The organism is Rhodococcus sp. A14 (assembly GCF_011603105.1).
Taxonomy (GTDB): Bacteria; Actinomycetota; Actinomycetes; order Mycobacteriales; family Mycobacteriaceae; genus Rhodococcus_F; species Rhodococcus_F opacus.
Genome location: NZ_JAAOQS010000015.1, coordinates 75,214 through 99,445, shown reverse-complemented (window position 1 = coordinate 99,445; position 24,232 = coordinate 75,214). Strand labels below are relative to the sequence as shown.

At 68.9% G+C, this 24,232-nt stretch carries 20 protein-coding genes; 16 read left to right on the top strand and 4 right to left on the bottom strand.

Annotated features, from left to right (window positions below):
* Positions 1 to 3 precede the first annotated feature (3 nt).
* The 13 genes from G9373_RS11380 to G9373_RS11320 all read left to right on the top strand — a co-directional run bounded on the left by G9373_RS11380 (position 4) and on the right by G9373_RS11320 (position 14,496).
* Positions 4 to 1,173: an acyl-CoA dehydrogenase family protein gene (locus G9373_RS11380; RefSeq protein ID WP_054246687.1), complete on the top strand. Its 1,170-nt coding sequence runs from the start codon at positions 4 to 6 to the stop codon at positions 1,171 to 1,173.
* Positions 1,170 to 1,928 (top strand): SDR family oxidoreductase, encoded by a 759-nt coding sequence (locus G9373_RS11375; protein WP_054246688.1) that lies wholly within the window; start codon positions 1,170 to 1,172, stop codon positions 1,926 to 1,928. The genes G9373_RS11380 and G9373_RS11375 overlap by 4 nt, the downstream gene beginning before the upstream one ends.
* Positions 1,925 to 2,752: an aldo/keto reductase gene (locus tag G9373_RS11370; RefSeq protein WP_054246689.1), complete on the top strand. Its 828-nt coding sequence runs from the start codon at positions 1,925 to 1,927 to the stop codon at positions 2,750 to 2,752. Before G9373_RS11375 ends, G9373_RS11370 begins: the two co-directional genes overlap by 4 nt.
* Positions 2,739 to 3,863, top strand: a complete 1,125-nt coding sequence (locus tag G9373_RS11365) for a glycerate kinase (protein WP_167115170.1) — start codon at positions 2,739 to 2,741, stop codon at positions 3,861 to 3,863. Before G9373_RS11370 ends, G9373_RS11365 begins: the two co-directional genes overlap by 14 nt.
* Positions 3,864 to 3,983: 120 nt before the next feature.
* Positions 3,984 to 5,093, top strand: coding sequence for a sugar ABC transporter substrate-binding protein (locus G9373_RS11360; RefSeq protein ID WP_240960458.1), 1,110 nt, complete (start codon positions 3,984 to 3,986; stop codon positions 5,091 to 5,093).
* A gap of 47 nt (positions 5,094 to 5,140) precedes the next feature.
* Positions 5,141 to 6,172, top strand: a complete 1,032-nt coding sequence (locus G9373_RS11355) for an ABC transporter permease (RefSeq protein WP_043791326.1) — start codon at positions 5,141 to 5,143, stop codon at positions 6,170 to 6,172.
* Positions 6,169 to 7,686: a sugar ABC transporter ATP-binding protein gene (locus G9373_RS11350; RefSeq protein ID WP_167115167.1), complete on the top strand. Its 1,518-nt coding sequence runs from the start codon at positions 6,169 to 6,171 to the stop codon at positions 7,684 to 7,686. The genes G9373_RS11355 and G9373_RS11350 overlap by 4 nt, the downstream gene beginning before the upstream one ends.
* Before the next feature lie 44 nt (positions 7,687 to 7,730).
* On the top strand, positions 7,731 to 8,708 hold the full coding sequence (locus tag G9373_RS11345) for an ABC transporter permease (RefSeq protein WP_043791324.1): 978 nt from the start codon (positions 7,731 to 7,733) through the stop codon (positions 8,706 to 8,708).
* 34 nt (positions 8,709 to 8,742) lie between these two features.
* Entirely contained in the window at positions 8,743 to 9,861 is a 1,119-nt protein-coding gene (locus G9373_RS11340; protein WP_167115164.1) for a Zn-dependent alcohol dehydrogenase, read from the top strand.
* A 16-nt stretch (positions 9,862 to 9,877) separates the two neighbouring features.
* Positions 9,878 to 11,389, top strand: coding sequence for an aldehyde dehydrogenase family protein (locus tag G9373_RS11335; RefSeq protein ID WP_167115161.1), 1,512 nt, complete (start codon positions 9,878 to 9,880; stop codon positions 11,387 to 11,389).
* The gene (locus tag G9373_RS11330; protein ID WP_005569676.1) at positions 11,386 to 12,987 is read left to right on the top strand and encodes a GMC family oxidoreductase N-terminal domain-containing protein; all 1,602 of its coding nucleotides are present in this window, start codon (positions 11,386 to 11,388) and stop codon (positions 12,985 to 12,987) included. The genes G9373_RS11335 and G9373_RS11330 overlap by 4 nt, the downstream gene beginning before the upstream one ends.
* A 4-nt stretch (positions 12,988 to 12,991) precedes the next feature.
* Positions 12,992 to 13,483 (top strand): hypothetical protein, encoded by a 492-nt coding sequence (locus G9373_RS11325; protein ID WP_167115158.1) that lies wholly within the window; start codon positions 12,992 to 12,994, stop codon positions 13,481 to 13,483.
* The gene (locus G9373_RS11320) at positions 13,480 to 14,496 is read left to right on the top strand and encodes an aldo/keto reductase (protein WP_005569672.1); all 1,017 of its coding nucleotides are present in this window, start codon (positions 13,480 to 13,482) and stop codon (positions 14,494 to 14,496) included. Before G9373_RS11325 ends, G9373_RS11320 begins: the two co-directional genes overlap by 4 nt.
* Positions 14,497 to 14,503: 7 nt before the next feature.
* On the opposite strand, the gene G9373_RS11315 is transcribed toward G9373_RS11320, so the two are convergent.
* Positions 14,504 to 18,001: a serine/threonine-protein kinase gene (locus G9373_RS11315; protein WP_167115155.1), complete on the bottom strand. Its 3,498-nt coding sequence runs from the start codon at positions 17,999 to 18,001 to the stop codon at positions 14,504 to 14,506.
* A gap of 69 nt (positions 18,002 to 18,070) precedes the next feature.
* Here G9373_RS11315 and G9373_RS11310 point away from each other — a divergent pair, with 69 nt between their 5' ends.
* Positions 18,071 to 18,742: a cyclase family protein gene (locus G9373_RS11310; RefSeq protein ID WP_167115152.1), complete on the top strand. Its 672-nt coding sequence runs from the start codon at positions 18,071 to 18,073 to the stop codon at positions 18,740 to 18,742.
* A 6-nt stretch (positions 18,743 to 18,748) separates the two neighbouring features.
* On the opposite strand, the gene G9373_RS11305 is transcribed toward G9373_RS11310, so the two are convergent.
* Genes G9373_RS11305 through shbA form a run of 3 tightly spaced genes read right to left on the bottom strand, consistent with a single transcriptional unit; the run spans position 18,749 to position 20,773 of the window.
* Positions 18,749 to 19,039, bottom strand: coding sequence for a MoaD/ThiS family protein (locus G9373_RS11305; protein ID WP_005258785.1), 291 nt, complete (start codon positions 19,037 to 19,039; stop codon positions 18,749 to 18,751).
* Positions 19,036 to 20,133: an exo-alpha-sialidase gene (locus G9373_RS11300; RefSeq protein WP_167115149.1), complete on the bottom strand. Its 1,098-nt coding sequence runs from the start codon at positions 20,131 to 20,133 to the stop codon at positions 19,036 to 19,038. The genes G9373_RS11305 and G9373_RS11300 overlap by 4 nt, the downstream gene beginning before the upstream one ends.
* A 52-nt stretch (positions 20,134 to 20,185) precedes the next feature.
* Complete coding sequence (gene shbA / locus G9373_RS11295) at positions 20,186 to 20,773, bottom strand: RNA polymerase sigma factor ShbA (RefSeq protein WP_167115146.1); 588 nt, start codon at positions 20,771 to 20,773, stop codon at positions 20,186 to 20,188.
* A 169-nt stretch (positions 20,774 to 20,942) separates the two neighbouring features.
* Here shbA and G9373_RS11290 point away from each other — a divergent pair, with 169 nt between their 5' ends.
* Together G9373_RS11290 and G9373_RS11285 are read left to right on the top strand one after the other, a co-directional pair.
* The gene (locus G9373_RS11290) at positions 20,943 to 22,130 is read left to right on the top strand and encodes an AAA family ATPase (RefSeq protein WP_005258779.1); all 1,188 of its coding nucleotides are present in this window, start codon (positions 20,943 to 20,945) and stop codon (positions 22,128 to 22,130) included.
* A gap of 130 nt (positions 22,131 to 22,260) precedes the next feature.
* Positions 22,261 to 24,216, top strand: coding sequence for an aconitate hydratase (locus G9373_RS11285; RefSeq protein WP_054246362.1), 1,956 nt, complete (start codon positions 22,261 to 22,263; stop codon positions 24,214 to 24,216).
* Positions 24,217 to 24,232: the final 16 nt, after the last annotated feature.

The following is a 24,232-nucleotide window of genomic DNA, read 5'->3' as shown; positions in this document are numbered from 1 at the left end:
TACATGTCAACCGGAAACAGCGTCATTCCCTCGTCGGTGCTCGGCGCCGACGAACGCAAGCTCGTCGCCGAGTTCGTCGACGAACGGATCCGTCCGGTCGCCACCGAGCTGGATGAGACCGAACGATTCCCCGAAGAGATCTACCGGGAGATGGGCAAGATCGGGCTCTTCGGCATCACGGTGCCCGAGAAGTTCGGCGGCTTCGGCGGCACCGCCCTCGACTACCTGTTCGTCATGGAGTCGCTGTCCTACGGGTACGCGTCGGTGGCCGACCAGTGCGGCCTCGTCGAGATCCTCGGCAGCCTGCTCGGCAACTACGGCACACCCGAGCAGCGGGAGCAGTACCTGCGCCCGATGCTCACCGCCGAGAAGCGCTGCGCCTACGCGCTCACCGAGCCGGGATCCGGATCCGACCTCGGATCGATCACGACAAGGGCGGTGCGGGACGGTGACGGTTGGGTGCTCACCGGTGAGAAGATCTACATCCACAACGCCCCCGTCGCGGACTTCGCGGTCGTCCTCGCCGTCACCGACCCCGAACTGGGGAAGCGCGGCGGCATCTCCGTCTTCCTGGTGGACGTCGACCAGCCCGGTGTCAGCCGCGCGTACCACGAACACAAGATGGGCCAGCGGGCCTCGCAGGTCGGCGGGCTGGTGTTCGACTCCGTCCAACTGCCGGCCGACGCCCTCCTCGGCGAGGAAGGCAAGGCCTTCGGTTACATGATGAAGGTGCTGGCCAAGGGCCGTCTCGGCATCTCGGGCCTGAGCCTCGGCATCAGCCGCGCCGCACTGGACGCCGCCACCCGGCAGTCCCTCGACCGCAGCCAGTTCGGCAAGCCGATCTCCGCCAACCAGGGCATCTCCTTCTCCCTCGCCACCGTCGCCACCGAACTGCGGGCCGGCACCGCGCTGTCGGTCGAGGCGGCGCGGGCACTCGACACGGGGGCAGCGGACGCCGAGACGCTGTGCTCGATGGCCAAGCTCTACGCGTCCGAGGGATGCGTGCGCCACGCCGACGCCGCCGTGCAGGTGTTCGGCGGCAACGGCTTCATCCGCGGATACGAGGTCGAGCGCCTCTACCGCGACGCCCGCATCACGAAGATCTACGAAGGAACCAGCGAAATGCAGCGGCTCATCATCAGCCGGGCAGTACTGAAGGGAGCCGCGGCATGAGCGGCGTTGCACAACCCACCAACTCGGTCGATCTGTCGGGGAAGACCGCCATCGTGACCGGTGCGGCCGGTGGGATCGGTTCGGCGATCGCCCGGGCCCTCGCCCGGAGCGGGGCACTCGTGGTGGCGGTCGACGCCGACCCGAAGGTCACCGACGTCGCCGCGGAGTTCGGCGGACACGGTCTCTGCGGCGACCTCACCGACCCCGAGTTCGGTGCGCGCGCCGTCGACCTCGCCCAGCAGCTGTCGGGGCGCCTCGACATCCTGATCAACGCGGCCGGGATCCAGTTGCGGACCACCGCGATCGACGTGGACGAGGACGGGTGGGAACGTCTCCTGGACGTCAACCTGTCGGCGGCCTACCGGTTGACGCGGCAGGCGGCCAAGTCCCTGGTCGACGCCCGCGGCAGCATCGTGAACATTGCGTCGCTGTCCGCGGATCGCGCTGTCCCGGGGATCGTTCCCTACGGCGCGACGAAGGCCGCACTGACTCAGCTAGGCAAGGGACTGGCCGTGGAACTCGGCCCCCACGGCGTGCGCGTCAACACCGTCTCGCCGGGCTACATCGAAACGCCGATGACGGCGGACGTGCTGGGGCAGGAAGACTTCCGCGCCCAGAAGCTGAGCCGTATCCCGTTGCAACGGTTCGCCGACGGCGACGACGTCGCCGACGTCGTGCTGTTCCTGGTCTCCGACGCCGCGCGGTACGTCACCGGGGTGGTCCTGCCCGTCGACGGCGGGTACTCGATCACATGACGAGCCTGGCGACCGTTCCCTCGGTCACGTTGAACAACACCGTCACGATGCCCGCGCTCGGGTTCGGCCTCTTCACGATCCCCGACGAGGACATGGGTTCCACGGTGTCCCACGCGCTGTCCGCCGGCTACCGCGCGTTCGACACGGCCCCGATGTACGGCAACGAGGCCTCTCTCGGCGCGGCGCTGGCCCGGGCGGACGTCGATCGGGACGAGATCTTCGTGACCACCAAGATCTCCAACGAGGACCAGGGCTACCAGCAGACACTGGACGCGTTCGAGGCGAGTGCGGCGAAACTCGGCCGCATCGACCTGTGCCTGATCCACTGGCCGGCACCGAGCCGCGGACAGTACCTGGAGACGTGGCGGGCACTCGAAAAGCTGTACTACGACGGACGGGTGCGGGCGATCGGCGTGTCGAACTTCCAGCCCGAACAGCTCGAGCGGCTCGCGGAGATCGCGACGATCACCCCGGCGGTCAATCAGATCGAACTGCACCCGCTGCTCACGCAGTCCGCGCTGACGGATCTGCACCGGTCGATGGGCATCCGCACCCAGGCGTGGGCGCCGCTGGCGAGGGGGCACCTGAACGACCGCGCACTCCTGGCGGCGCTGGCCGCCCGGCACCGTGTGTCGGTCGCGCAGATCGTGCTTCGCTGGCATCTGCAGATCGGGACGATTCCACTGCCCAAATCTTCTGCGGTGCACAGGATGCGGCAGAACGCGAATGTGTTCGACTTCCGGCTGTCCGCCGCGGAGATGGACGCGATCTCGGCCCTGAATCGGGATCAGCGCACGGGACCCCACCCCGATGACGTCGACTGACGCCGGCTCGAAGCGGGTGGTGCTGGCCCCGGATTCGTTCAAGGGCTCACTGACCGCGACGGAGGTGGCGGCGGCTCTGGCAGCCGGCTGGTCGACGGTCCGGCCGAACGACGAGCTGGTCCTGCTCCCGCAGGCGGACGGCGGCGAAGGCACGGTGGACGCCGTCGCGTCCTGCCACGACACCGGCGTGTGTCGTGAGGTGCCGGGGGTTCGAGGCCCCGATGGACGTCCGGCGACCGGACGCTGGCTGCTGCTCCGGGACGGCACGGCGGTAATCGAGCTGGCCCAGATGAGTGGGCTGCCGCTGATGGACTCGCCGGATCCGGGGGGAGCGTCGACGACCGGCCTGGGACAGGTGATCGCCGCCGCACTGGCGGACGGCGCGAAGGCACTGCTGGTCGGACTCGGCGGTTCCGCCTCCACCGACGGCGGTGCGGGCGTCCTGCGGGCGCTCGGCGCGAAGCTCCTGGACCGCGACGGCCGGGAGATCCCCGACGGGGGCGCCGGCCTGGCCGCTCTCGCCTCGATCGACGTGGGCTCGCTGACCGAGCCCCCACCCGGTGGCGTCGAACTGCTGACGGACACGACGGCCGTTCTGTGCGGCCCGAACGGGGCAGCGCACGTCTTCGGGCCGCAGAAGGGCGCCGATCCCGCGGAGCGCGACCGCCTCGATCGTGCGCTCGCGACGTTCGCCGCCTGCCTCGGCGCACGACTGCCGTGCAGTCCCGACGAACCCGGCGCGGGAGCGGCGGGAGGCACTGGATTCGGACTGTCGGCCTGGGGCGGCCGGTTGGTGCCGGGCGCCGCCCGCATCGCGGAGCTCACCGGGCTGAGCGCCGAGTTCGGCCGCGCCGACGTCGTGGTCACCGGTGAAGGCCAATTCGACGCGACGTCGCTGTCCGGCAAACTCGTCGGTTCCGTGCTGGAACGGTGCGCGGAGACCGCGACCCGATCGGTCGTCGTCGCAGGCCGCCTCGCGGCGGCGCCACCCGGCATCGGGATCTCACTGTCCGACCTGGCGGGGAGCTCCGAACCGGCACTCGCCGCACCCGCGATGTGGTGCCGGGTGGCCGGAGCGGTCGCCGCAGCCCGGCTCACCAGCACTTTGTAATCGATTTCTGATCTGTCCGGTCGATCCGGATGGCACTTGACCACACCATGCAGCGCTTGACTTGTGACGCCGATCACGGTAAGAAAGCGTTTACATTCTCTTTCAGGAAGTGGACGAACGATGACACGGACGCAACGATCAATCAGGGCGGCAGCCCGGGCCGTCGGCGTTGCCGCGGCAGTCTCCGTCATGGCGAGCTCCGCCATCGCCTGCTCGACGGGATCGGAACAGATCGAGCGGGACGGGGCAGCCGTCGACCGGGGCGACATGGTGATGGTCTCCGAGGTGCGGTCGCTCACCAACCCGTATGAAGCCGCATGGGTGCAGGGCAGCCGCGCGTACGCCGAATCGCTGGGGATCGAACTGAAGGTGATCGTCTACGGCGGCGACTCGCAGAACGCGCTGTCGCAGTTGCAGTCGGTGCTCGCCGCAGGCAAGACCGTGCTGCTCAACATCAACCCGAACACGAGCGCCGACACCCCCGCGATCGTGCGCGCCGTGCAGAACAGCGGCGGGTGCGCGGTCACCCAGTGGAGCAAGCCTGCCGACCTGCATCCCCAGGACGTCGGGAACGGATGGGCGTCGTACGTCGCCTACGACGGCGTCCAGCAGGGAGCCGACACGGGGAAGGCCCTCGTCGATTCGCTCGGCGGCACCGGCGGCGTGATCGCGCTGCAGGGTTTGCTCGCCAACGAGATCAGCCAGACCCGGTTCCAGGGCTTCCAGCAGGCGATGGACGGACAGTCCGGCGTCACCCTGCTCGACGACCAGCCCGCCGACTTCGACCGCAACAAGGCCTACACCACCACGCAGACCCTGCTCAACAAGTACGGCGACCAGGTGAACGGTATCTGGGCCGCAACGGATTCCATGGCACTGGGCGCTCTGCAGGCGGCGCGTGAGGCGGGCCGCGCGGGGGAGATCAAGATCGCCAGCGCCGCGGACGCCACCCCGGAAGGCCTGGGCGCCATCGCGAACGGGGAATTGCTCTCCACCTACACGACCGACCCCTACTTCAACGGCGCGATGGGACTCGCCATCTGCTACCAGGCCATGACCGGCGCACTCGACGTCGAGTCGCTGCCCCGGGAGAACCGCGAGTTCTTCGTCGATCAGTCGCTGATCACCGCGACCAACGTCGACCAGTTCCTCGCCGTGCCGAGTGACGAGGAGATCGTGCGCTCGGTGCAGGATCCGTTCTCCCGCATCACCGGCCCGGTGGCCCGGTAGCCCCCGCCCTCGATTCACGAACCACACAATCTTCCGAAGGAGTGACGATGTCGACGACTGAAGTGACCGGGGAGGTGACGACCCCCGCAGAACCTGTTGCGCCCGTGCGCAGCACAAGACCACGCGTGCGCCGGCTGCTCTCCACCGCCGGCCCGCTCGCCGCCCTGCTGGGACTGTGCGCCGTCTTCGCCGCGCTGGCTCCCGGCTTCGCGACTGCCAGCAACGCGATGGCGATCGTGGAGCAGGCCGCGATTCCCGTGGTCCTCGCGATGGGCGCCACGCTGGTGGTCCTGGTGGGCGGCGTGGACCTGTCGATCGAGGGCGTGATGGCGGCCAGCGGGCTGACGTTCGTCCTGCTCGCAGCGAACAGCGTCAACGGCAACGACCTGGGACTCCTCGCGGTCCTGCTGGCGCTGGGGGTCGGTCTGCTCTTCGGAGTGGTCAACGGCGTGCTGCACGTCGTCGTCCGGGTGCCGTCCTTCCTCGTCACACTGGGTACCTGGTTCGTCGGTCTCGGTGTCGCCACCGTGCTCTTCGGCACCGCCACCCCTCAGCTCGCCGACCCGTCGCTCGCGGCCTGGGCCGGCGGCCACTGGCTCGGGCTTCCCGTCGTCGTGGTGTTCGCGCTCGCCGCCGTGGCCGTGACAGTGCTGCTGTGCAAGGGAACCCGGCTCGGCATGCACACCTACGCGATCGGCGGCGACGAGGCGACCAGCCGCCTGGCGGGCGTCCCGGTCGGGCGCACCAAGATCATCCTGTTCGCCGTGGCCGGACTGCTGTCCGGGCTCGGCGGAGTGCTGGCCACCATCCGGCTCGGCGTCGGCGACGTGAGCGTCGGATCGGGAAGCCTCTTCCTCACCCTGTCCGCGGTGGTCGTCGGAGGCACCCTGCTGAGCGGCGGTCGCGGCGGACCCCTGCATTCCCTCGTGGGTGTGCTGCTCCTCGTGGTCCTCGGCAACGGACTTCTCCTGTCGGGCGCCAGCCCGTACATCCAGCAGGGCGCGCAAGGTCTCATCATCGTGGTCGCGGTGATCGCCACCGGGTGGCCCGCCCGCAGTCGATTGAGGGTCGTGAAATGACATCTCTCCTGGAACTCCGCAATGTCACGAAGAAATTCGGACCCAACACCGTCCTCGACGACGTGAGCCTGTCCATCGCTCCGAACGAGGTCGTGGGGCTGATCGGCGAGAACGGCGCCGGAAAGTCGACGCTGCTCAAGATCCTCGCGGGAGTCCACCGCCAGGACGGCGGACGGATGGTGCTGGGCGGGCGCGACGTGAGCTTCGGAAGCCCCGCCGACGCCGCCGACCACGGGATCGGGGTGGTGCACCAGGAGCAGTCGCTGCTCCCGAACCTCACCGTCGGCCAGAACCTGATCCTCGGACACGAGGGTGACACCGCCCGCGCCGGGTTCCTCCGCCGACGGAAGATCAGGGACCGCGCCCAGGAAATGTTGTCGGTGGTGGAGTCGACGGTCGACCCGGGCGCGCTGACCGAGACGCTCGGGTTCGCCCAGCGCCAGATGGTGGAGGTGGCTCGGGCCGTCGGCGGCAGGAAGGTGGAACACCCGCCGCTGCTCATCCTCGACGAGCCGACGTCGGTGCTCGAACCCGAGGACGTCGAGGTGCTCCATCGCCGGGTCACCGCCCTCAAGGAGCGTGGTTCCGTCATCTTCGTCTCCCACCGTCTCGACGAGGTCCTCCGCTTCTCCGACCGTGTGTACGTGCTGCGCGACGGCAAGGTGGTCGGTGAGCGGATCGCCTCGGCGGCAACCGAATCCGAGCTGTACCAGCTGATGATAGGTAAGGGCGCGGCCGAGGAGATCTACTCGTCGGAGCGCAAGCAGGCCGTTCCCCGGACGGGCACGCCGACTCTGTCGGTCCGCAACCTCACCTGCGGCGGCAAGGCGAAGGACGTGTCGCTGGACGTCCACGCCGGCGAGATCGTGTCGGTGGTGGGCGTGGTCGACTCCGGCCGCGAGGAGGTGGCCCGCGCCGTCTTCGGCGCCGTCCCCATCGACTCCGGAGCCGTCGAGATCGACGGACAGCGGTCGGCCCCCGGATCACCGGCGGACGCCGTGCGGTCCGGTGTCGCATACGTTCCCGCCGAGCGTCGCGTCGAAGGCATGATCGCGGGCGCGACCGTCGCGCAGAACATCGCGACGGTGCATCCGGTGAAGGCAGGCGGTGGCCGGATCTCCTCGGGTGCCCGGGTGGAGGAGACCGCCCGCGGCTGGATCGAGAAACTCGGCATCCGGCCCGCGGACCCCGACGCCGACATCGCGCGACTGTCGGGCGGCAACCAGCAGAAGGCCGTGGTGGCCAAGTGGATCCTGGGCGACGGACTGAAGGTACTGGTTCTCGACCACCCCACCCGCGGCCTCGACATCGGTGCGAAAGAAGACCTCTACGCCGTCTTCCGCGACCTCTCCGACAGGGGAGTGGCGATTCTGGTGCTCGCCGACACCCTGGACGAGGCGATCGGCCTCGGCCACCGCGTGATCGTGATGCGGGACGGCGAGATCACCGGCGCGTTCGACTCGCCACCCGGAAACCCGCCCAGCAAACTCCAACTCCTCGAGAAGATGATGTGATCGCCGTGGCAACAAACACTTCCGCCGAGAGGACTTCCACCGAGATGCGCGCACCCGAGGGCGCGGCGCAGGCGGTGTCCCGGACGACGCGGGACCGGTTGCGGCTGGCAGGCCCGTCGGTCGTGCTGGTCGCGCTCGTCCTGCTCGTCGCGCTCGCCGAACCGAACTTCCTGTCGATGAACGCCCTCGCGGTGGTCTCGGCGCAGGCGGTCCCGATTCTGCTGCTCGGGCTGGGCCAGATGTTCGTCATCCTCACCGGCGGCATCGACCTGTCGGTGGCGGCACTGGCGTCGCTCGCCACGGTGATCCTGGCGACGGTGATCGGCTCCCTCGGTCCCCTCGCCGTCGTCGTCACCCTCGTGGCGCTCACTCTGATCGGTGCGCTGACCGGTCTGCTGATCGTGTTCGGTCAGGTCCCGTCGTTCGTCGTCTCGCTCGGGGCGCTGGGGTTCTGGGGTGCGGTCGCGCTCGTGGCGTCCGGGTCGACCACCATCTACATCAGCGAAGGCTACGACGCGATCTTCTGGCTCAGTTCGTGGACGATGCTCGGTCTCCCCATGGCGGTGTGGGCCGCAGTGGCGGCGGTCGCCGCGGTATTCTGCGCGATGCGGTTCTCGCCGCGGGGCAACGTCTTCCACCTCGTCGGCCTGGGGGAGAAGGCCGCGATGATGAGCGGCGTCCGAACCCGGATCGTCCGGATCGGCGCATTCGCCCTGTCCGGATTCTTCGCGGGCGCGGCCGGTGTCGTACTGTCGGCCCAGCAGCAGAGCGCCGCACCGCAACTCGCGGATTCGCTGCTCCTGCCCGCCATCGCGGCCGTGCTGGTCGGTGGCTGCGCCATCACCGGTGGAATCGGCGGAGCGTGGCGGGTGCTCGTCGGCGCCCTGGTGGTCACCGTTCTCCGGGTCGGCGGCTCGGTGGCCGGCATCGACCCCAGTTTCCAGCAGATCGTGTACGGCGCGGTCGTCATCGTCGCGGTCGCCGTGACCCTCGACCGCGGCCGGCTCTCGATCATCAAGTAAGACTCTGTGTCAGTGTGAGATTCGAAGGAGAACGATGAGTACGACGGCACGCGGTGCGGTGATTCACGAAGTGGGCGGCAAGTGGGAGGTCGACGACCTCGTCCTCGCGGAGCCCGGTCCCGGCGAGGTGCGGATCAAGGTGATGGCGTCCGGACTGTGTCACTCCGACGATCACCTCGTCACCGGTGACATTCCCAATACGCTGCCGCTGGTCGGCGGACACGAGGGTGCCGGTGTGATCGACGCGGTCGGGCCCGGTGTCACCCGGCTCGCCGTCGGCGATCACGTCGCCACCGCCTACCTCCCGGCCTGCGGAACTTGCGCCTGGTGCGCGCAGGGGATGCAATATATCTGCGACACGGGGGCCGGTATGGAGGCTGGTTTCATGCTCGACGGGACGGCGCGGTTCGCCACGCAGTCAGGGCGGCCGATCGGCGCCATGCAGCGCCTCGGCACGTTCGCGAACTACCTCGTCACCTCGCAGGCCCAGGCCGTCAAGATCGACGACGACATCCCGTTCGACGTGGCCTGCCTCGTCTCGTGCGGGGTCGCCACCGGGTGGGGCTCCGCCGTGAACGGCGCGGGTGTCCGTCCCCGGGACACGACGCTGGTCGTCGGGGTCGGCGGTGTGGGAATCAACGCGGTGCAGGGCGCCCACCACGCCGGTGCCGCGCACGTCGTCGCGGTCGACCCGGTCGCGTTCAAACGCGAACGAGCACTCGAACTCGGCGCCACCAAGGCGTACGCGTCGATCGACGAGGCCATGCCGTTCGTCCGCTCGGTCACCAACGGGCAGGGCGCCGACAGCGCCGTCGTCACCGTCGGCGTGGTGGACGGACAACTGATCGCCGACGCGTTCGGCGCCGTCCGCAAGGAGGGAACCGTCGCCGTCGTGTCGATCGGCCAGAACGAACCCGGGATCCCGATCAGCCCGCTCGAACTGGTGGTCTACGCCAAGCATCTGCGCGGAGTCCTGTTCGGCAACTGCAACCCCACCCGGGACATCCCGGCCCTGCTGGACTACTACAAGTCGGGACGACTGAAGCTGGACGAACTGATCACCCGGCGCTACAGCCTGGACCAGGTCAACGACGCATACGTGGACATGCACGCGGGGCTCAACCTGCGTGGTGTCCTGATCCACGAACACTGACGAGGAACTGCCAAAGATGTCGACAGTCGAAGCAACACAGATCCGCAGCTACGGACACTTCATCGGCGGGCGCAGCGTGCCGCCGTCGGAGAACATCATCGAACGGGTCAGCCCGGCCGACGGCCGCGTCGTCGCCACGTTCACCGCGGGCACCCGCGCCGACGCGGCCCTGGCCGTCGCGGTCGCGCGGGAGGCCTTCGACGACGGCGAGTGGCCGCACTGGACCGCGATGGAACGCGGCCGAGCGCTGCTGCGCTGCGCGGGGCTGACGCGCGAACACGAGGAACGACTCGCCCGGATCGACGCGGAGGAGTCGGGCAAACCGATCACTCTGGCCCGCGGCGACGTCGGGGCGAGCATCGAGTTGTTCGAGTACGCCGCGGCGCTGGCCATGACGATGCACGGTGAGGCGCACACGGCGCTCGGCGACGACTGCACCGCCATGGTGGTCCGGGAACCCGCCGGCGTGGTCGGCATGATCATCCCGTGGAACTTCCCGCTGCTCCTGCTCGCGCAGAAGCTGCCGTTCGCGCTCGGCGCGGGCTGCACGGCGGTGGTGAAGCCGTCCGAGTTCACATCCGGCACCGCCGTCGAGCTGGCCCGGTTGCTCACCGAGGCCGGGGTTCCCGACGGCGTGGTGAACGTGGTGACGGGCGCGGGGACCGAGGTCGGTGCCCCGCTCGCGGAGAGCAGCCTGGTCGACATCCTGTCGTTCACCGGGAGCACCGCCACCGGCAAGCGCATCGTGGAGGCCTCGGCGGGCAGCCTCAAGCGACTGTCGATGGAACTGGGTGGCAAGGCCGCCAGCGTCGTGTTCGACGACGCCGACCTCGACGACGCACTCGACGGCGTCCTGTTCGGTGTGTTCTTCAATCAGGGTGAGTGCTGCGTGTCGGGTGCCCGGCTCCTGGTCCAGGACTCGATCGCGGACGCCTTCCTCGCCGGCCTCGTCGAGGCCGCCGGCCGTATCAGGGTGGGCGGACCGCTCGACGACGCCAGCGAACTGGGTCCGATGATCGACGCCGGCCACCTCGAGAAGGTGCTCGGGCACATCGACGCGGCACGGCGGGACGGTGCGACCGTCCTGACCGGCGGTGACCGGCTGTGCGGAGAGAACTGGGGGAGCGGGCATTTCGTCGCTCCCACGATCCTCGACGGCGTGGCCGAGGAGTCCGCCGCCTTCCAGGAGGAGATCTTCGGACCCGTGCTCACCGTCACCCGGTTCAGCGACGTCGACCACGCCATCCGGCTCGCCAACGCCACGGAATACGGACTCGCCGGCTCGATCTGGACCAAGAACATCGACAAGGCGCTGCGGGTGGCGAAGGAGATGCGCAGCGGCCGCGTGTGGGTGAACACCACCATCGACGGCGCCCCGCAGCTGCCTGCCGGCGGCATGAAGCAGAGCGGGTTCGGCCGCGAGATGGGGCAGGCCGGCTTCGACGAGTTCACCGACGTCAAGACCATTCAGATCCGCACCGGACCACGTCAGCGCGTGTTCCCGAACTGGACCGGAGGCAACCGATGAGTGCCACCTACGACTACGTCATCGCGGGCGGCGGCACCGCGGGCTGCGTGCTGGCCGGACGGCTGACCGAGGATCCGACGGTCCGGGTCCTCCTGCTCGAGGCCGGCGGCAACGACCGGCATCCGTTCATCCACGTGCCGGCGGGCTTCGCGAAACTCACTGCGAGCAAGTACGACTGGGGATTCTCGAGCGTCCCGCAGAAACACTGCAACGACCGGGTCATCCCCCTCGCCCAGGGCAAGGTCATCGGCGGTGGCGGCTCGATCAACGCTCAGGTGTTCACCCGTGGCGCGCACGAGGACTACGACGAGTGGGCGCTGAAATACGGCTGCGCGGGATGGTCGTTCGAGGAGATCCAGAAGTACTTCCTCCGGTCCGAGGACAACGAACGGCTGTCGGCGCCGTACCACGGCACCGACGGGCCGCTCGGCGTCTCCGATCCCGTCAACCCTCATCCGCTGTCGAAGTCGTTCGTCCAGGCGGGTCAGGAATTCGGGCTGCCGTTCAACGGCGACTTCAACGGCGAGCACCAGTACGGTGTCGGCCTCTATCAGACGACCACGAAGAACGCCCGCCGGTGCAGCGCCGCGGTCGCGTACCTCGCACCCGCCAGGAAGCGGCCCAACCTGACGGTCCGGGAGAACGTCGCCGTGTCGCGGGTGCTGCTCGACGGCGGACGCGCCACCGGGATCGAGGTGCTCACCCCGCACGGTGTGGAGACGTTCCGTGCGTCCCGCGAGGTGCTGGTCGCGGCGGGCGCGTTCGGATCACCCAAGATCCTGCAGCTGTCGGGGATCGGTCATCCCGACGACCTTCGCGACGCGAATGTCGAGGTGGCCCATGCCCTTCCCGGTGTCGGCCGGAACCTGCACGACCACTGCGATCTCGACGTCATCTACGAACTCCGTGAATACCAGAGCCTCGACCGACTGAACCTGATGCGTCCGGCCACGGCGAAGGCGGGACTCGAGTACGCGGCCTTCCGGCGGGGCCCGCTGGCGTCGACCGTCGTCGAGGCCGGTGGGTTCAGTTTCGGGCACGCGGCGGAGTCGATTCCGGATCTGCAGTTCCACTTCCTGCCCGCCGCCGGCGTCGAGGCCGGTGTCGCCGCGGTCCGTCCCGGCTACGGCTGCACCCTGAACTCGTACTCACTGCGGCCGGAGAGCCGCGGCTCGGTGAAGATCAGGTCGAACGATCCCACCGCCCAGCCGCTGATCGACCCGAACTTCCTCGCCACCGACTTCGACCTGGAGTCGAGCATCGAGGGGCTCCGGCAGAGCCGCGAGATCATGGCGCAGTCGTCGATGGCGCGGCACATCAAGGCGGAACATCTGGCCGGTGGTCTGTCGGTGAACACGAAGGACGACTACGTGAAGTTCGTTCGCGCGTACGGCCGCACCTCGTACCACCCGGTCGGCACGTGCGCGATGGGTGTCGGCGACGACGCCGTCGTCTCACCGGAACTGAAGGTGATGGGCATCGAGGGTCTGCGGGTGGTCGACTCGTCCGTCATGCCGCGCATCGTCAGTTCCAACACCCAGGCTCCCACGGTGATGATCGCCGAGAAGGCGATCGATCTGATCCGTGGGGAAGGATGACCGGATGACCAATTTTTCCGGACTGACCGAGGACGTGGCTCGGGAGGCCGTCGAGCTGGCGCGGCCGTCGATCGAGATCCTCTCCCACGGATCTCCGGGGCATCTCGTCGTGCTCCGGCCAGGCGTCGCCCCAACCGCCGACGCGGAGTTGCCCGTCGTCTTCCGCTGTAGCTGGGGTGAGAAGAAGGACTGGGCCGGGCCGTACGACGTGATTGCCGAGTCGAAGGCTCGGATCAGCTGGACCACCGGCCTGCCGTCGCACGCCGTTCAGCAGCTGCATCCCTACCTGTACCAGCACGGTTGGACCAAGTGGGGTGGCAGCGCGGTGGGCGAGGGCGGGCTGGTCGTGGCGTACAGCGGCGACAAGTGGTTCCACGACCAGTTCTATTCGGAGCTGGTCGTGGCGGCGATCACGGTCGTGTGCCTTCGCGAGATGGACGCCGTGATGCGCGACCCGAGCGCCCTGTTCCTCGGCAACGGAAGCGAGAATCCATGAAGGTGAACGATACTCGGACGTTCGGGCGCGCAGGGTTCGACGTGACCCTGCTCGGGTACGGCGGTGCGCCCATCGGCAACATCTTCCGGCCGGTCCCCGAGGCGGAGGCGCAGGCGCAGATCGCCGAGGCGTGGGACATGGGGGTGCGTTCGTTCGACACCGCACCCATGTACGGGCACGGGCTGTCCGAGCACCGGGTGGGCCATGCACTGCTGACGAGGGACCGCGACGACTACGTGTTGTCCACGAAGGTGGGGCGCACGTTGACGCCCGCGCGCCGTGGGTCGTTCGACACCGGAATCTGGGTGGACACCCCGCCGTTCCGGGCCGACTTCGACTACTCGTACGACGCGGTCCTGCGGCAGGTGGACGACAGCCTGCAGCGCATGTGCCAGGACAGATTCGACATCCTCTACGTGCACGACGTCGACCGGTACACGCATGGCGACGCCCAGCCCGCGCGGTTCGCGGAAGCGCTCGAGGGTGCGTTCCCCGCGCTGATCCGGTTGCGGGAGGAGGGCGTGGTCCGGGCGATCGGAGTCGGGGTCAACGAGGCCGACGTCGTCGTCGACGCCCTCGAACGCGTCGATCTCGACTGCGTCCTCCTCGCGGGAAGATACACCCTGCTCGAGCAGGATCCGGTGAAGGACCTGCTGCCGCTCGCGGTGGAGCGCGACGTTGCGATCGTCCTCGGCGGTGTGTTCAATTCGGGCATCCTGGCCACCGGCGCGGTGCCCGGCGCCAAGTTCAACTATCAGCCCGCACCCGACGAGGTGCTGAGCCGGGTGCGCGACATCGAGAAGCACTGCGAGCGTCATCGGGTTCCGTTGGCGGCCGCCTCGATTCAGTTCGCGGCCGCGCATCCGGCGGTGCGGGAACTTCTGCTGGGCGCACGGAACTGCGCGCAGTTGCGGCAGAACGCGGCCTGGCTCGAACACCCGATCCCGGCCGAATTCTGGGATGACCTGCGCGCCGCGGGACTGATCCTGGAGGAGGCGCCCACTCCGTCCTGACCGCCGGTCACATCGTGTACGGAGCGGTCGCGTTCTGTAGCTCCTCGAGAAAGTCGGCGGGCACCGTCGGCCACTCCGGCCGCCAGTTGCCGGCCAACTGATCTGCCCGGAGATCCGCGACCAGGGCGACGACGAGGGGTCCGCCGTCGGGAAGCACGCGGTGGAGTCCGCGTGCCGCGCAGATCGAGGCGATGGAGGCGAGGGTCTGCTTCGCCTCGTCGTCGCGGCCCGCGGCGGCGAGGCACGCCACCCGGAGGCGCTCGGCCAGCAGGTAGGCGCGGTTGCGGCCGGTGCCGGCCAGTCGATCGGTCCACTCCTGCGCCCAGGTGCACGCCAGCTCGATGTTCTCGCGCGCCCCTGTGGCGAGCAGCATCCGGATCGCGGTGGTCTCCTCGACCTGCGCGACGATCTCGTCGATGCCCGACACGGGGCGTCGCCGGTCCTCGTATCGAACCGGTTCGGGGACGTGCAGGGTGGGGTGTGGGGCAATGCCGAGCCGGCGACGTTCGTTCTCGATGCGGGCGCGCAGCCGGGCGAGGGAGTAGGTCTCGGCCACCTCGAGTCCGGCGTGCAGGCGTGTCGTCGCCTCCTCGCGGTCACCCCGCAGCGCCTTGACGTGAGCGCCGGTCACGAAGCGGGCGACCTTGAAGTCCACCCCACCGGTCTCGACGGCGAGGGTGTATCCGTCGTCGAGGAGACGTTCGGCTTCTTCGACGTCCCCGCGTTCGTAGAGCACCTCCCCGAGCAGCGACCCTGCCAGCCGGGCGGACGGCGCTCGCGGCCCGCCCAGTTTCCGTCCGGCTCGCCGGGCCCGCCGGAACCGGTCGACGGCGTCGTCGATGTCGAGCTGCTCGTACGACGCGACACCTAGATAGCTCTGGCCGTGAACGACGTTGTGCGGACCCTTGTTCCGTTCGTAGAAGGGTCGCGCGACCTCCTGGATCCGGCGCACCTCCGCGAAGTCGAAGCGGTACACGGCGGCGAACGTCGTGACGTTGAACGCGGCGCACACCACCCACGGGGACATGGACTCCGGCCGCGCCAGGCAGTCGGCGGCGAGTTCGTCGATCCGGCCGCTGCGGTCGTTGCGCAGTTCCGCCACCGCACGGACGACGCCCGCCTCCGCCCGCAGATCCGCCGTGTCGCTCGCGCTCGCGCCGCTGTGGTCGAGTGCCCATTCGGCTCGCTCGAGCGCGCGTTCGGCGGCCATGGTCCGGTTCGCCATCGCGTGCGCCCACGCCGTCGTGACCTGCAGCCGGGCGCTCGTGGCGACCAGAGCCGGCGGCAGCTTGTCGACCACCGCCGACAACGTCGCCGCCTGGGACTGCTCGAGCAGTATCAGTCCGTCCGCTTCGACGAGTTCCACGGCGCGTTGCTCTTCGCCGCCGGCGATGGCGTGGTCGACGGCCTCGCGGAGCAGGCTGTGGTCGCAGAACCAGCGGGACGCGACGCGGTGCAGTTCCCGGATCCGGTCGGGTTGGTCGCGTTCGAGCCGGCGGCGCAGGAACTCGGCGAACAGGGTGTGGTAGCGGAACCACGTTCGCTCGTCGTCGATATGGCGCAGGAACAGGTCCCGGTCCTCGGCGGCCTCGAGCATCGCCTGCCCACGCGCGGTGTGTGCGAGGGCGCCGGCGAGACTGCCGCACGTGCGTTCAGTGATCGAGGTGGCCAGCAGGAAGTCGAGCATCTCGGGTTCGAGGGTGTCGAGGACGTTCTCGGCGAGAAATTCGCCGATCGCGTGGTGGCGGCCGGACAGTCCGGCGATCAGCTCGGAGGGATCCGCTCGCCCGCGCAGCGACAACGACGCCAGTTGGAGAGCCGCCACCCACCCGTCGGTGGAGTCGCGGAGCTCGGTGACGTCCTCGCTGTCGAGGGGCAGGCCGCCGAGGTCGACGAGGAACGACCGGGCCTCGGAATCGTCGAAACGCAGTTCGGAGTAGTCGATTTCGACGAGTTCGTCCTTGACGCGCATGCGGCTCATCGGCAACCCGGCCCTGGTCCGGCTCGTCACCACGACCTGCAGGTGGTGACACCCGTTGTCGAGGAGGAACTCCAGGGCGGCGATCGTCGCGGGCTCGGACACGCGCTGCCAGTCGTCGATGATCAGGGCGATCCGTTCGCCGCTCTCGTGGATCTGGTTGACGAGCGAGGTGAGCACGTAGCGTTCGGCTTCGTCGTCGTGCTCTTCGAGGACCTGGCCGAGTTCCTTGGCCAGGTTGGGACGCACGCGGCGGATCGCCTCGATGAGGTGCGCGACGAACCAGACCACGTTGTCGTCGTCGCTGTCGACGGTGAGCCACGCGACGGCCACGCCCTCGTCGGCAAGGACGTTCCGCCACTGGGCGGCCAGGGTGCTCTTGCCGAATCCAGTGGGGCCGTGGATCACGGTCAGCAGGCGTCGGCGTCCGGCCCGCAGCAGGTCGATCAGCCGGTTCCGCTCGACGAGCTGACGGGTCGCGGCGGGCGGCCGGAACCGGGTGGCCGGTGCGGGCGGCGGCGTCGACGCATATCGGGCCCGTCCCGTCGTGGAGGTCCGGAACGGACCGGAGACGGTCGAGACGGCCCCGGGCGAGGCGTCCTCGACGTGGTGGACCCCGGCGTCGACGGGCATCGCCATCTCGTCCACGGCCAGTCCGTGGTGGCGTTCGACCTCCCGCAGTTCGTCCCCGAACGCGGCGGCGGACGCGGGGCGATCCTGCGGTTTACCGGACATCGCCCGCTGGATCACGGCGCTGAGGTCCTCGGGGAAACCCTCCGTCCGCAGGTCCGGGACAGGCTGGGTGGTGATCCGCAGGAACTGCGCGATCACCTCCTCGCCGTTGTGCCGTTCGAAGGCCGCGTGCCCGGTGATCGCGCTGAACAGGGTCGCACCGAGGCTGTACACGTCGGAGGCGGCGGTCGGGGTCCGCCCCGACAGCACCTCGGGAGCGGTAAATGCGGGGGAGCCGGTGACGGTGCCCGCCGTCGTCTCGAACGCCCCCGACATCCGCGCGATCCCGAAATCGGTGAGCTGCGGTTCGCCGTACTCCGTCAGCAGGATGTTTCCCGGTTTGACGTCTCGGTGCAGGATGCCCACCCGGTGCGCGGTTTCGAGTGCACCGGCAAGTTTCACCCCGATACGCAGGGCGTCGCTCCAGGGGATGGGCCCGCGCCTGCGGATCTGCGCGTCCAGCGAGTCGTGGGGATGGAACTGCATCACGATGTACGGCCGGCCGGCGTCGGTCGTCCCGACCTGCATGATGTTGACGATGTGCGGGTGGCCGCTCAGCCGGCCCATGGCGCGCTGCTCCCGCAGGAACCGTTCGAGGTTCTCGGCATCGAGCGCCGCGGTGAGGACCTTGACCGCCACGGTTCGATCGAGTTCCGGTTGGGCACACCGATAGACCACCCCGAACCCACCGTGCCCGATCTCCCTGGCATCCTCGAGACCGACCGCGGACAGCTCGGTTGCGAGTGTTTTCGACACCGACTCACGCTGGGTGGCGAGCGGGTCAATATCGGTCATTCCACCACCTCTTCGCTCGTCATCGAGCATATCGCGGTACGCGTGACCCCGAGGCCGGACAATCGAGCGATGCCACACGTGCGGAAAATCGTGGATCTGTCACACACCATCGGTCCGGGGATGCAGGTGTATCCCGGCGACCCGGTGCCGACGCTGATCCGGCACTGCACCCTCGAACGCGACGGCTACAACGTGCTGGACGTCAGGATCGGTTCGCAGTCCGGGACGCACGTCGACGCCCCGGCGCATCTGAAGGCGGGGGCCGCGACCGTCGACCGGCTGGCGCCGGAGCTGTTCGTCGGACGGGGCGTCGTGTTCGACCTGCGCGAGCTCGTTGCGCGGCAGCGGATTACCCGCGACCTGATCATGTCCCGGGCGGAGGACGCCGGCCCGGGCGACATCGCCGTGTTCCATACCGGGTGGTCTCGCCACTACGGAACGGATGCCTACTACACACATCCGTTCCTCGACCCCGCGGCAGGCGCGCTGCTGCTCGACCGGGGAGTGCGGACGTTCTGCCTCGATGCCCCGAGCATCGACGAGACGCCGGACGGGGAGCACGCCGACGCCGGATACCCGGTTCACCACCTGATCGCCGACGCAGGCGGAGTGATCGGCGAGAATCTGTGCCGGCTCGACCGGATCGACTTCCCCGACCCGCTCCTCAGCCTCCTGCCGATCGCTCTGGAGGCCGGCGACGGAGCTCCCACCCGGGCAGTGGCGATCGAGCTGGCCGAGTAGTCGCGCTCAGCCGCCGGCCACGGACTGCAGGATCTGCAGTTCCTGCCCGGGCGTCACCTCGGTGCCGACACCGCCGAGGAGCCGGACGTCCTCGCCGTCCACGTAGACGTTGACGTACCGCCGCAGGGCGCCGGTCTCGTCGCGAATCCGGCGGCCGAGAATCGGGAACTCGCCCGCGAGAACGTCGAGCACGTGGGACAGCGGCGAGGCGGTGTCGAGGGGCACGTGTACGGACCGTTCACCGCCGACGATCGACGCCAGCGCCCGCGGAACCCGCACGGTGACGCCCTCACTCATGACGCGATCACTGCGGCCCGCACGCACAGGATGTCGGGCAGATGCGCCGCGACCGTGCCGAACGTGGCGCCCTCGTAGGCGCTCCCGTACACCTCGCCGCCGCGCGTGCCGAAATACACGCCGACCGGGTCGCCGGTGTCCACTGCGGCGGCGTCGCGGAGCACCACGTTGTAGTCGCGTTCCGGCAGCCCGCTGTCGAGGCGGGTCCAGCTGTTCCCGGCGTCCTCGCTCCGGTAGACGGCCAGCCGGCCGTCGGGTGGGATTCGTTCACGGTCCGCCTCGATCGGAACGACCCAGATGGTTCCCTCGCGGCGCGGGTGGGTGAGCATCACGAATCCGAAGTCCGTCGGCAGCCCGTCCGCGATCGACTTCCACGTGTCACCGCTGTCGTCGGTGCGGTAGACGCCGTGATGGTTCTGGGCGTACAGCCGGTCGGGGGCGACGGCGTCGCGGGCGATCTTGTGGACGCACTGACCGAACTCCGGGTTCGGGTCCGGCAGGAAGTAGGCCGTGATCCCGGTGTTGCGCGGCTCCCAGGACGCACCCCCGTCCGTGGTGCGGTAGACCCCTCCGGTGCTCATCGCGACATGCACCGTGTTCTCGTCCTGTGGATGTGGTACGACGGAATGCGCTGCGGCGCCGCCGTATCCGGATCCCCACTCCGGCCGGTGCGGATGGTCCCACAGCCCGCGTTCGAGGTCGAAATGCTCGCCGCCGTCGACCGACCGCCACACCGAGATGGGTTCGCACCCCGCCCACACGACGCCCGGACGGTCGTCCGTGTCGGGCCGGAGCTGCCACACCCGCTCGAGCGCGGCGCCGTCTCCGTCGCCGAAGCGGATGGCGCCGTGATCCGGTTCGGTCCAGGTGGAACCCAGATCGTCGGAGTGCGCGACGGTGGGACCCCAGTGCTCGGACCGGACCCCGACCAGAATTCGGGTGCGCCCACCCCGCGTGTCGATCCCGATACTCGGAATCTCGTTCATCAGGAAGTGCGGGCCGGACAGCGACCAGGTGGCGCGGTCGCGGCTGGTGGCCAGCCACAGACCCTTCTTCGTTCCGATCGCGACCAGGACGGTGTCGGGTGCGCTCATGAATCCATCGGACCACTCGGCCCGGCAGTTGGCAACGACGGAGCGGGAACTCTCAGCGGGCGGGCCCGCGCCCGATCCGCGCCCGCAGGTGGCTCAGCGCCCGGTGCTGGGCGACGCGGACGGCGCCCGGTGTGGTGTCCAAGACCCGTGCGGTCTGCTCGGCCGACATTCCCACGATGACGCGCATGAAGAGGATCTGCTGGTGCCGGACCGGAAGGGTCTCGACGAGCTGGCCCATCTCGCCGCGCAGTTCACCGCGCAGGATGTGATGCTCGGGGCCGTCCTCGACGTCCACCACGTGGTGTGCGGCGGCGGCGCGCGCGGTCTGCGGCACGGACAACCGGGTGGCGCGGCGCCGCGCGTCGGACACCTTGTGCGCGGCGATGCCGAAGATGAACGACAGCAACGATTTCCCCTGGTTCTCGTACGTCCGCAGGGCGCTCATCAACGCGAGGCATACGTCCTGGGTGACATCGTCGGCGGTGGTGTGCGGGTGATCCACCGACTCGAGCCGGCTCGAGCAGTAGCGGTGCACGAGGGGGTGCGCAATGCGGAGAACCTCTTCGACGGCGTCCTCGTCGCCCTTCGCTGCGTGCGGCGCGAGGCGTTCCAACTCGGCTCTGGCGTCCAACTCGATCATGGTGTTCTCCCTGTTCCTGGTGCTGCATCCAGCCTCGGGGGAACGCGCGATAGTCGATAGGCACCGAAGGGTGCGGAAGTCCCCACCCCGGCTAGGACTCCATAGCGGGATCTAGGACACGCGCTAGATGAGCGCAGATTCGGCAACAGAGGTTGTTACCTTCGTGGCCATGGACCCTGTCCGTAACCCCTATGCGCCCGGCGCGGGACAGCGCCCGCCGGAGCTCGCGGGCCGAACCAGGCAGCTCGACGCGTTCGACGTGGTGCTCGAGCGGATCGCGCGCGGTCGCCCGGAACGCAGCGTGATGCTCACGGGTCTGCGTGGCGTCGGGAAGACGGTCCTGCTGAACCACCTGCGGTCGGCCGCCATCTCGCGGCGGTGGGGAACGGGGAAGATCGAGGCCCGACCGGATCAGGATCTGCGGCGGCCGCTGTCGTCGGCGTTGCACATGGCGGTTCGGGAGATCGCGGGCTCGCACCGCGACCCCGACCGGGTGGAGGAGTTCCTCGGCGTCCTGAAGTCGTTCGCCCTGCGGGCGACGGCCGACAAGGGCATGCGGGAGCGGTGGCAGCCGGGCATCGACGCCCCCGCGGTGAAGGGCCGCGCCGATTCCGGGGACATCGAGATCGACCTGGTGGAACTGCTGCTCGACGCGTCGTCCCTGGCCCGCGACGTCGGGGTCGGGATCGCACTGTTCATCGACGAGATGCAGGACCTCGGCGCCGCGGACGTCTCGGCGGTGTGCGGGGCCTGCCACGAGCTCAGCCAGGACGCGGCGCCGCTGATCGTGGTCGGAGCCGGATTGCCGCACCTGCCCGCGGTGCTGTCGGCGTCCAAGAGTTACTCGGAGCGGCTGTTCAGCTACCACCGCATCGACCGGCTGGACCGGGTGTCGGCCGACCGGGCGTTGATCGCGCCCGCCGAGCGGGAGGACGTGAAGTTCACGGACGAGGCGCTCGACGCGTTGTACGCCGCGGCCGACGGCTACCCCTATTTCGTCCAGGCCTACGGCAAGGCGACGTGGGACGTGGCCGCGGCCAGCCCGATCACCGAGGAGGACGTGCGGGTGGCCGCGCCGACCGCGGAGGAGGAACTCGCGGTCGGGTTCTTCGGGTCACGGTACGAGCGCGCGACGCCTGCCGAGCGGGAGTACATGCGGGCGATGGCCGACCTCTCCGGGGACGACGGACCGGTCGCCACGTCGGCGATCGCCTCCGAGCTCGGCCGCAAACCCGCGTCGCTGTCACCGGCGCGGGACGGGCTGATCAAGAAGGGCCTGATCTATTCGGCCGAGCGCGGGTCGATCGGATTCACCGTGCCGCACTTCGGCAAGTACCTGCGGGCGCAGCACGACTAGCGGAATCTAGCTCTCTCTACGAATTTGCGTAGAAAGCCGAAGATTGTCCTGTCGAGTGCAGAACGTGTTCCGGACGCTGGCCCTCGCCGTGGCTCCGGCGCATCCTGGAGGTACGACGAAGGGATCAGCGATGTCGGACACTGTCGCCCGCAAGGTCATCGGTGCACACCTCCTCGACGGCCGGATGGAACCGGACGAGGAGATCTCGATCCGGATCGACCAGACGCTCACCCAGGACGCCACCGGAACCCTGGTGATGCAGGAACTCGAGGCGCTCCACCTCGATCGCGTCAAGACCGAGTTGAGCGCGCAATACGTCGACCACAATCTGCTGCAGGCCGACGAGAAGAACGCCGAGGACCACGAGTTCCTTCGCACCGCCGCCCTGCGGTACGGGTTGTGGTTCTCGAAGCCGGGCAACGGGGTCTCTCATCCCACCCACATGCAGCGCTTCGGCGTCCCCGGCAAGACCATGGTCGGGTCCGACTCGCACACACCGGCGGCGGGCTCGCTGGGCATGCTCGCGATCGGCGTCGGTGGGCTCGAGGTCGCCATGGCGATCGCGGGTCAGCCCCTGCACCTGCGGATGCCTCAGATCTGGGGGGTGGAGTTGACCGGCAGGCTCCCCGACTGGAGTTCGGCGAAGGACGTCATCCTCGAGATGCTCCGCCGCCACGGGGTCAAGGGCGGGCTCAACAGAATCATCGAATATCACGGTGAGGGGCTCGCGACGTTGACGGCGATGGATCGTCACGTGATCGCGAACATGGGCGCCGAACTGGGCGCCACGACGTCCATCTTTCCCGCCGACGACGCCGTCCGCGATTTCCTGCGCGCCGAGGGCAGGGAAGGCGACTTCGTGGAACTGCTCGCCGATGCGGGCGCGGAATACGACGTGCACGAACACCTCGACCTGTCGACGATCGAGCCGCTGATCGCGAAACCGTCTTCGCCGGGAAACGTGGTGCCGGTCCGGGAGGTCGCCGGTGAGGACGTGAGCCAGGTGGTGATCGGGTCGTCCGCCAATCCCGGGCTGCGCGACTTCGCGATCGCTGCGGCCATGGTGTCGGGGAGGCAGACCGACCCGAGCGTGAGTTTCGACGTCAATCCGAGTTCGCGGGAGATCCTTTCCGATCTGACCAAGATGGGCGCCACGCTCGCACTCGTCGTGGCAGGCGCGCGAATTCATCAATCCGGGTGCATGGGCTGCATCGGCATGGGCCAGGCGCCGGCGACCGGCCGGAATTCCCTCCGGACGATGCCCCGCAATTTCCCGGGTCGTTCGGGCACCCGTGAGGATTCCGTGTGGCTGTGTTCACCCGAGACGGCGGCCGCGTCGGCTCTCACCGGGGTGATCACCGACCCGCGGGACTGGGCGGAGAAAGCGGGGATGCCGTACCCGGAGATCACGCTTCCGGACGAGGCCACCGTCAACACGGCCATGCTGGTGGCTCCGCTGCCGGAAGAGGAAGCGCGGCACGTCGAACTCGTGAAGGGGCCCAACATCTCGTCCCTGCCCGAGTTTCCGCCCCTGCCCGACCGCATCGAGGCACCGGTACTTCTCAAGGTCGGGGACAACATCTCCACCGACGAGATCTCTCCGGCCGGGGCGCGGGCCCTGCCGTTCCGTTCCAACATTCCCAAGCTGTCCCGGTTCACGTTCACCCAGGTGGACGAGACCTATCCGGCGCGCGCGGAGGAGACGGCGAAGACCACCGGGCATTTCATCGTCGGCGGTGACAACTACGGGCAGGGGTCCTCGCGTGAGCACGCCGCGATCACCCCGCGCTACCTCGGGTTGCACGCGGTGATCGCCACCTCGTTCGCCCGTATCCACTGGCAGAACCTCGCCAACTTCGGTGTACTCGCGCTCGAATTCGAGAACCCGGACGACTACGACACGATCCGGCAGGACGACGTGCTGGTCCTCGACGGAGTTCGGGACGCCATTCGTTCCGGCCCCCGCCTGACCCTGTTCGACTCGACCCGTGACGTGGAGATCCCGGTGCGTCACCGGCTGTCCCCACGTCAGGTCGACGACGTGCTCGCGGGCGGATTGATTCCACAGCTGGCACGCAGGGAGTGATCAGCCGGTCGCCGTA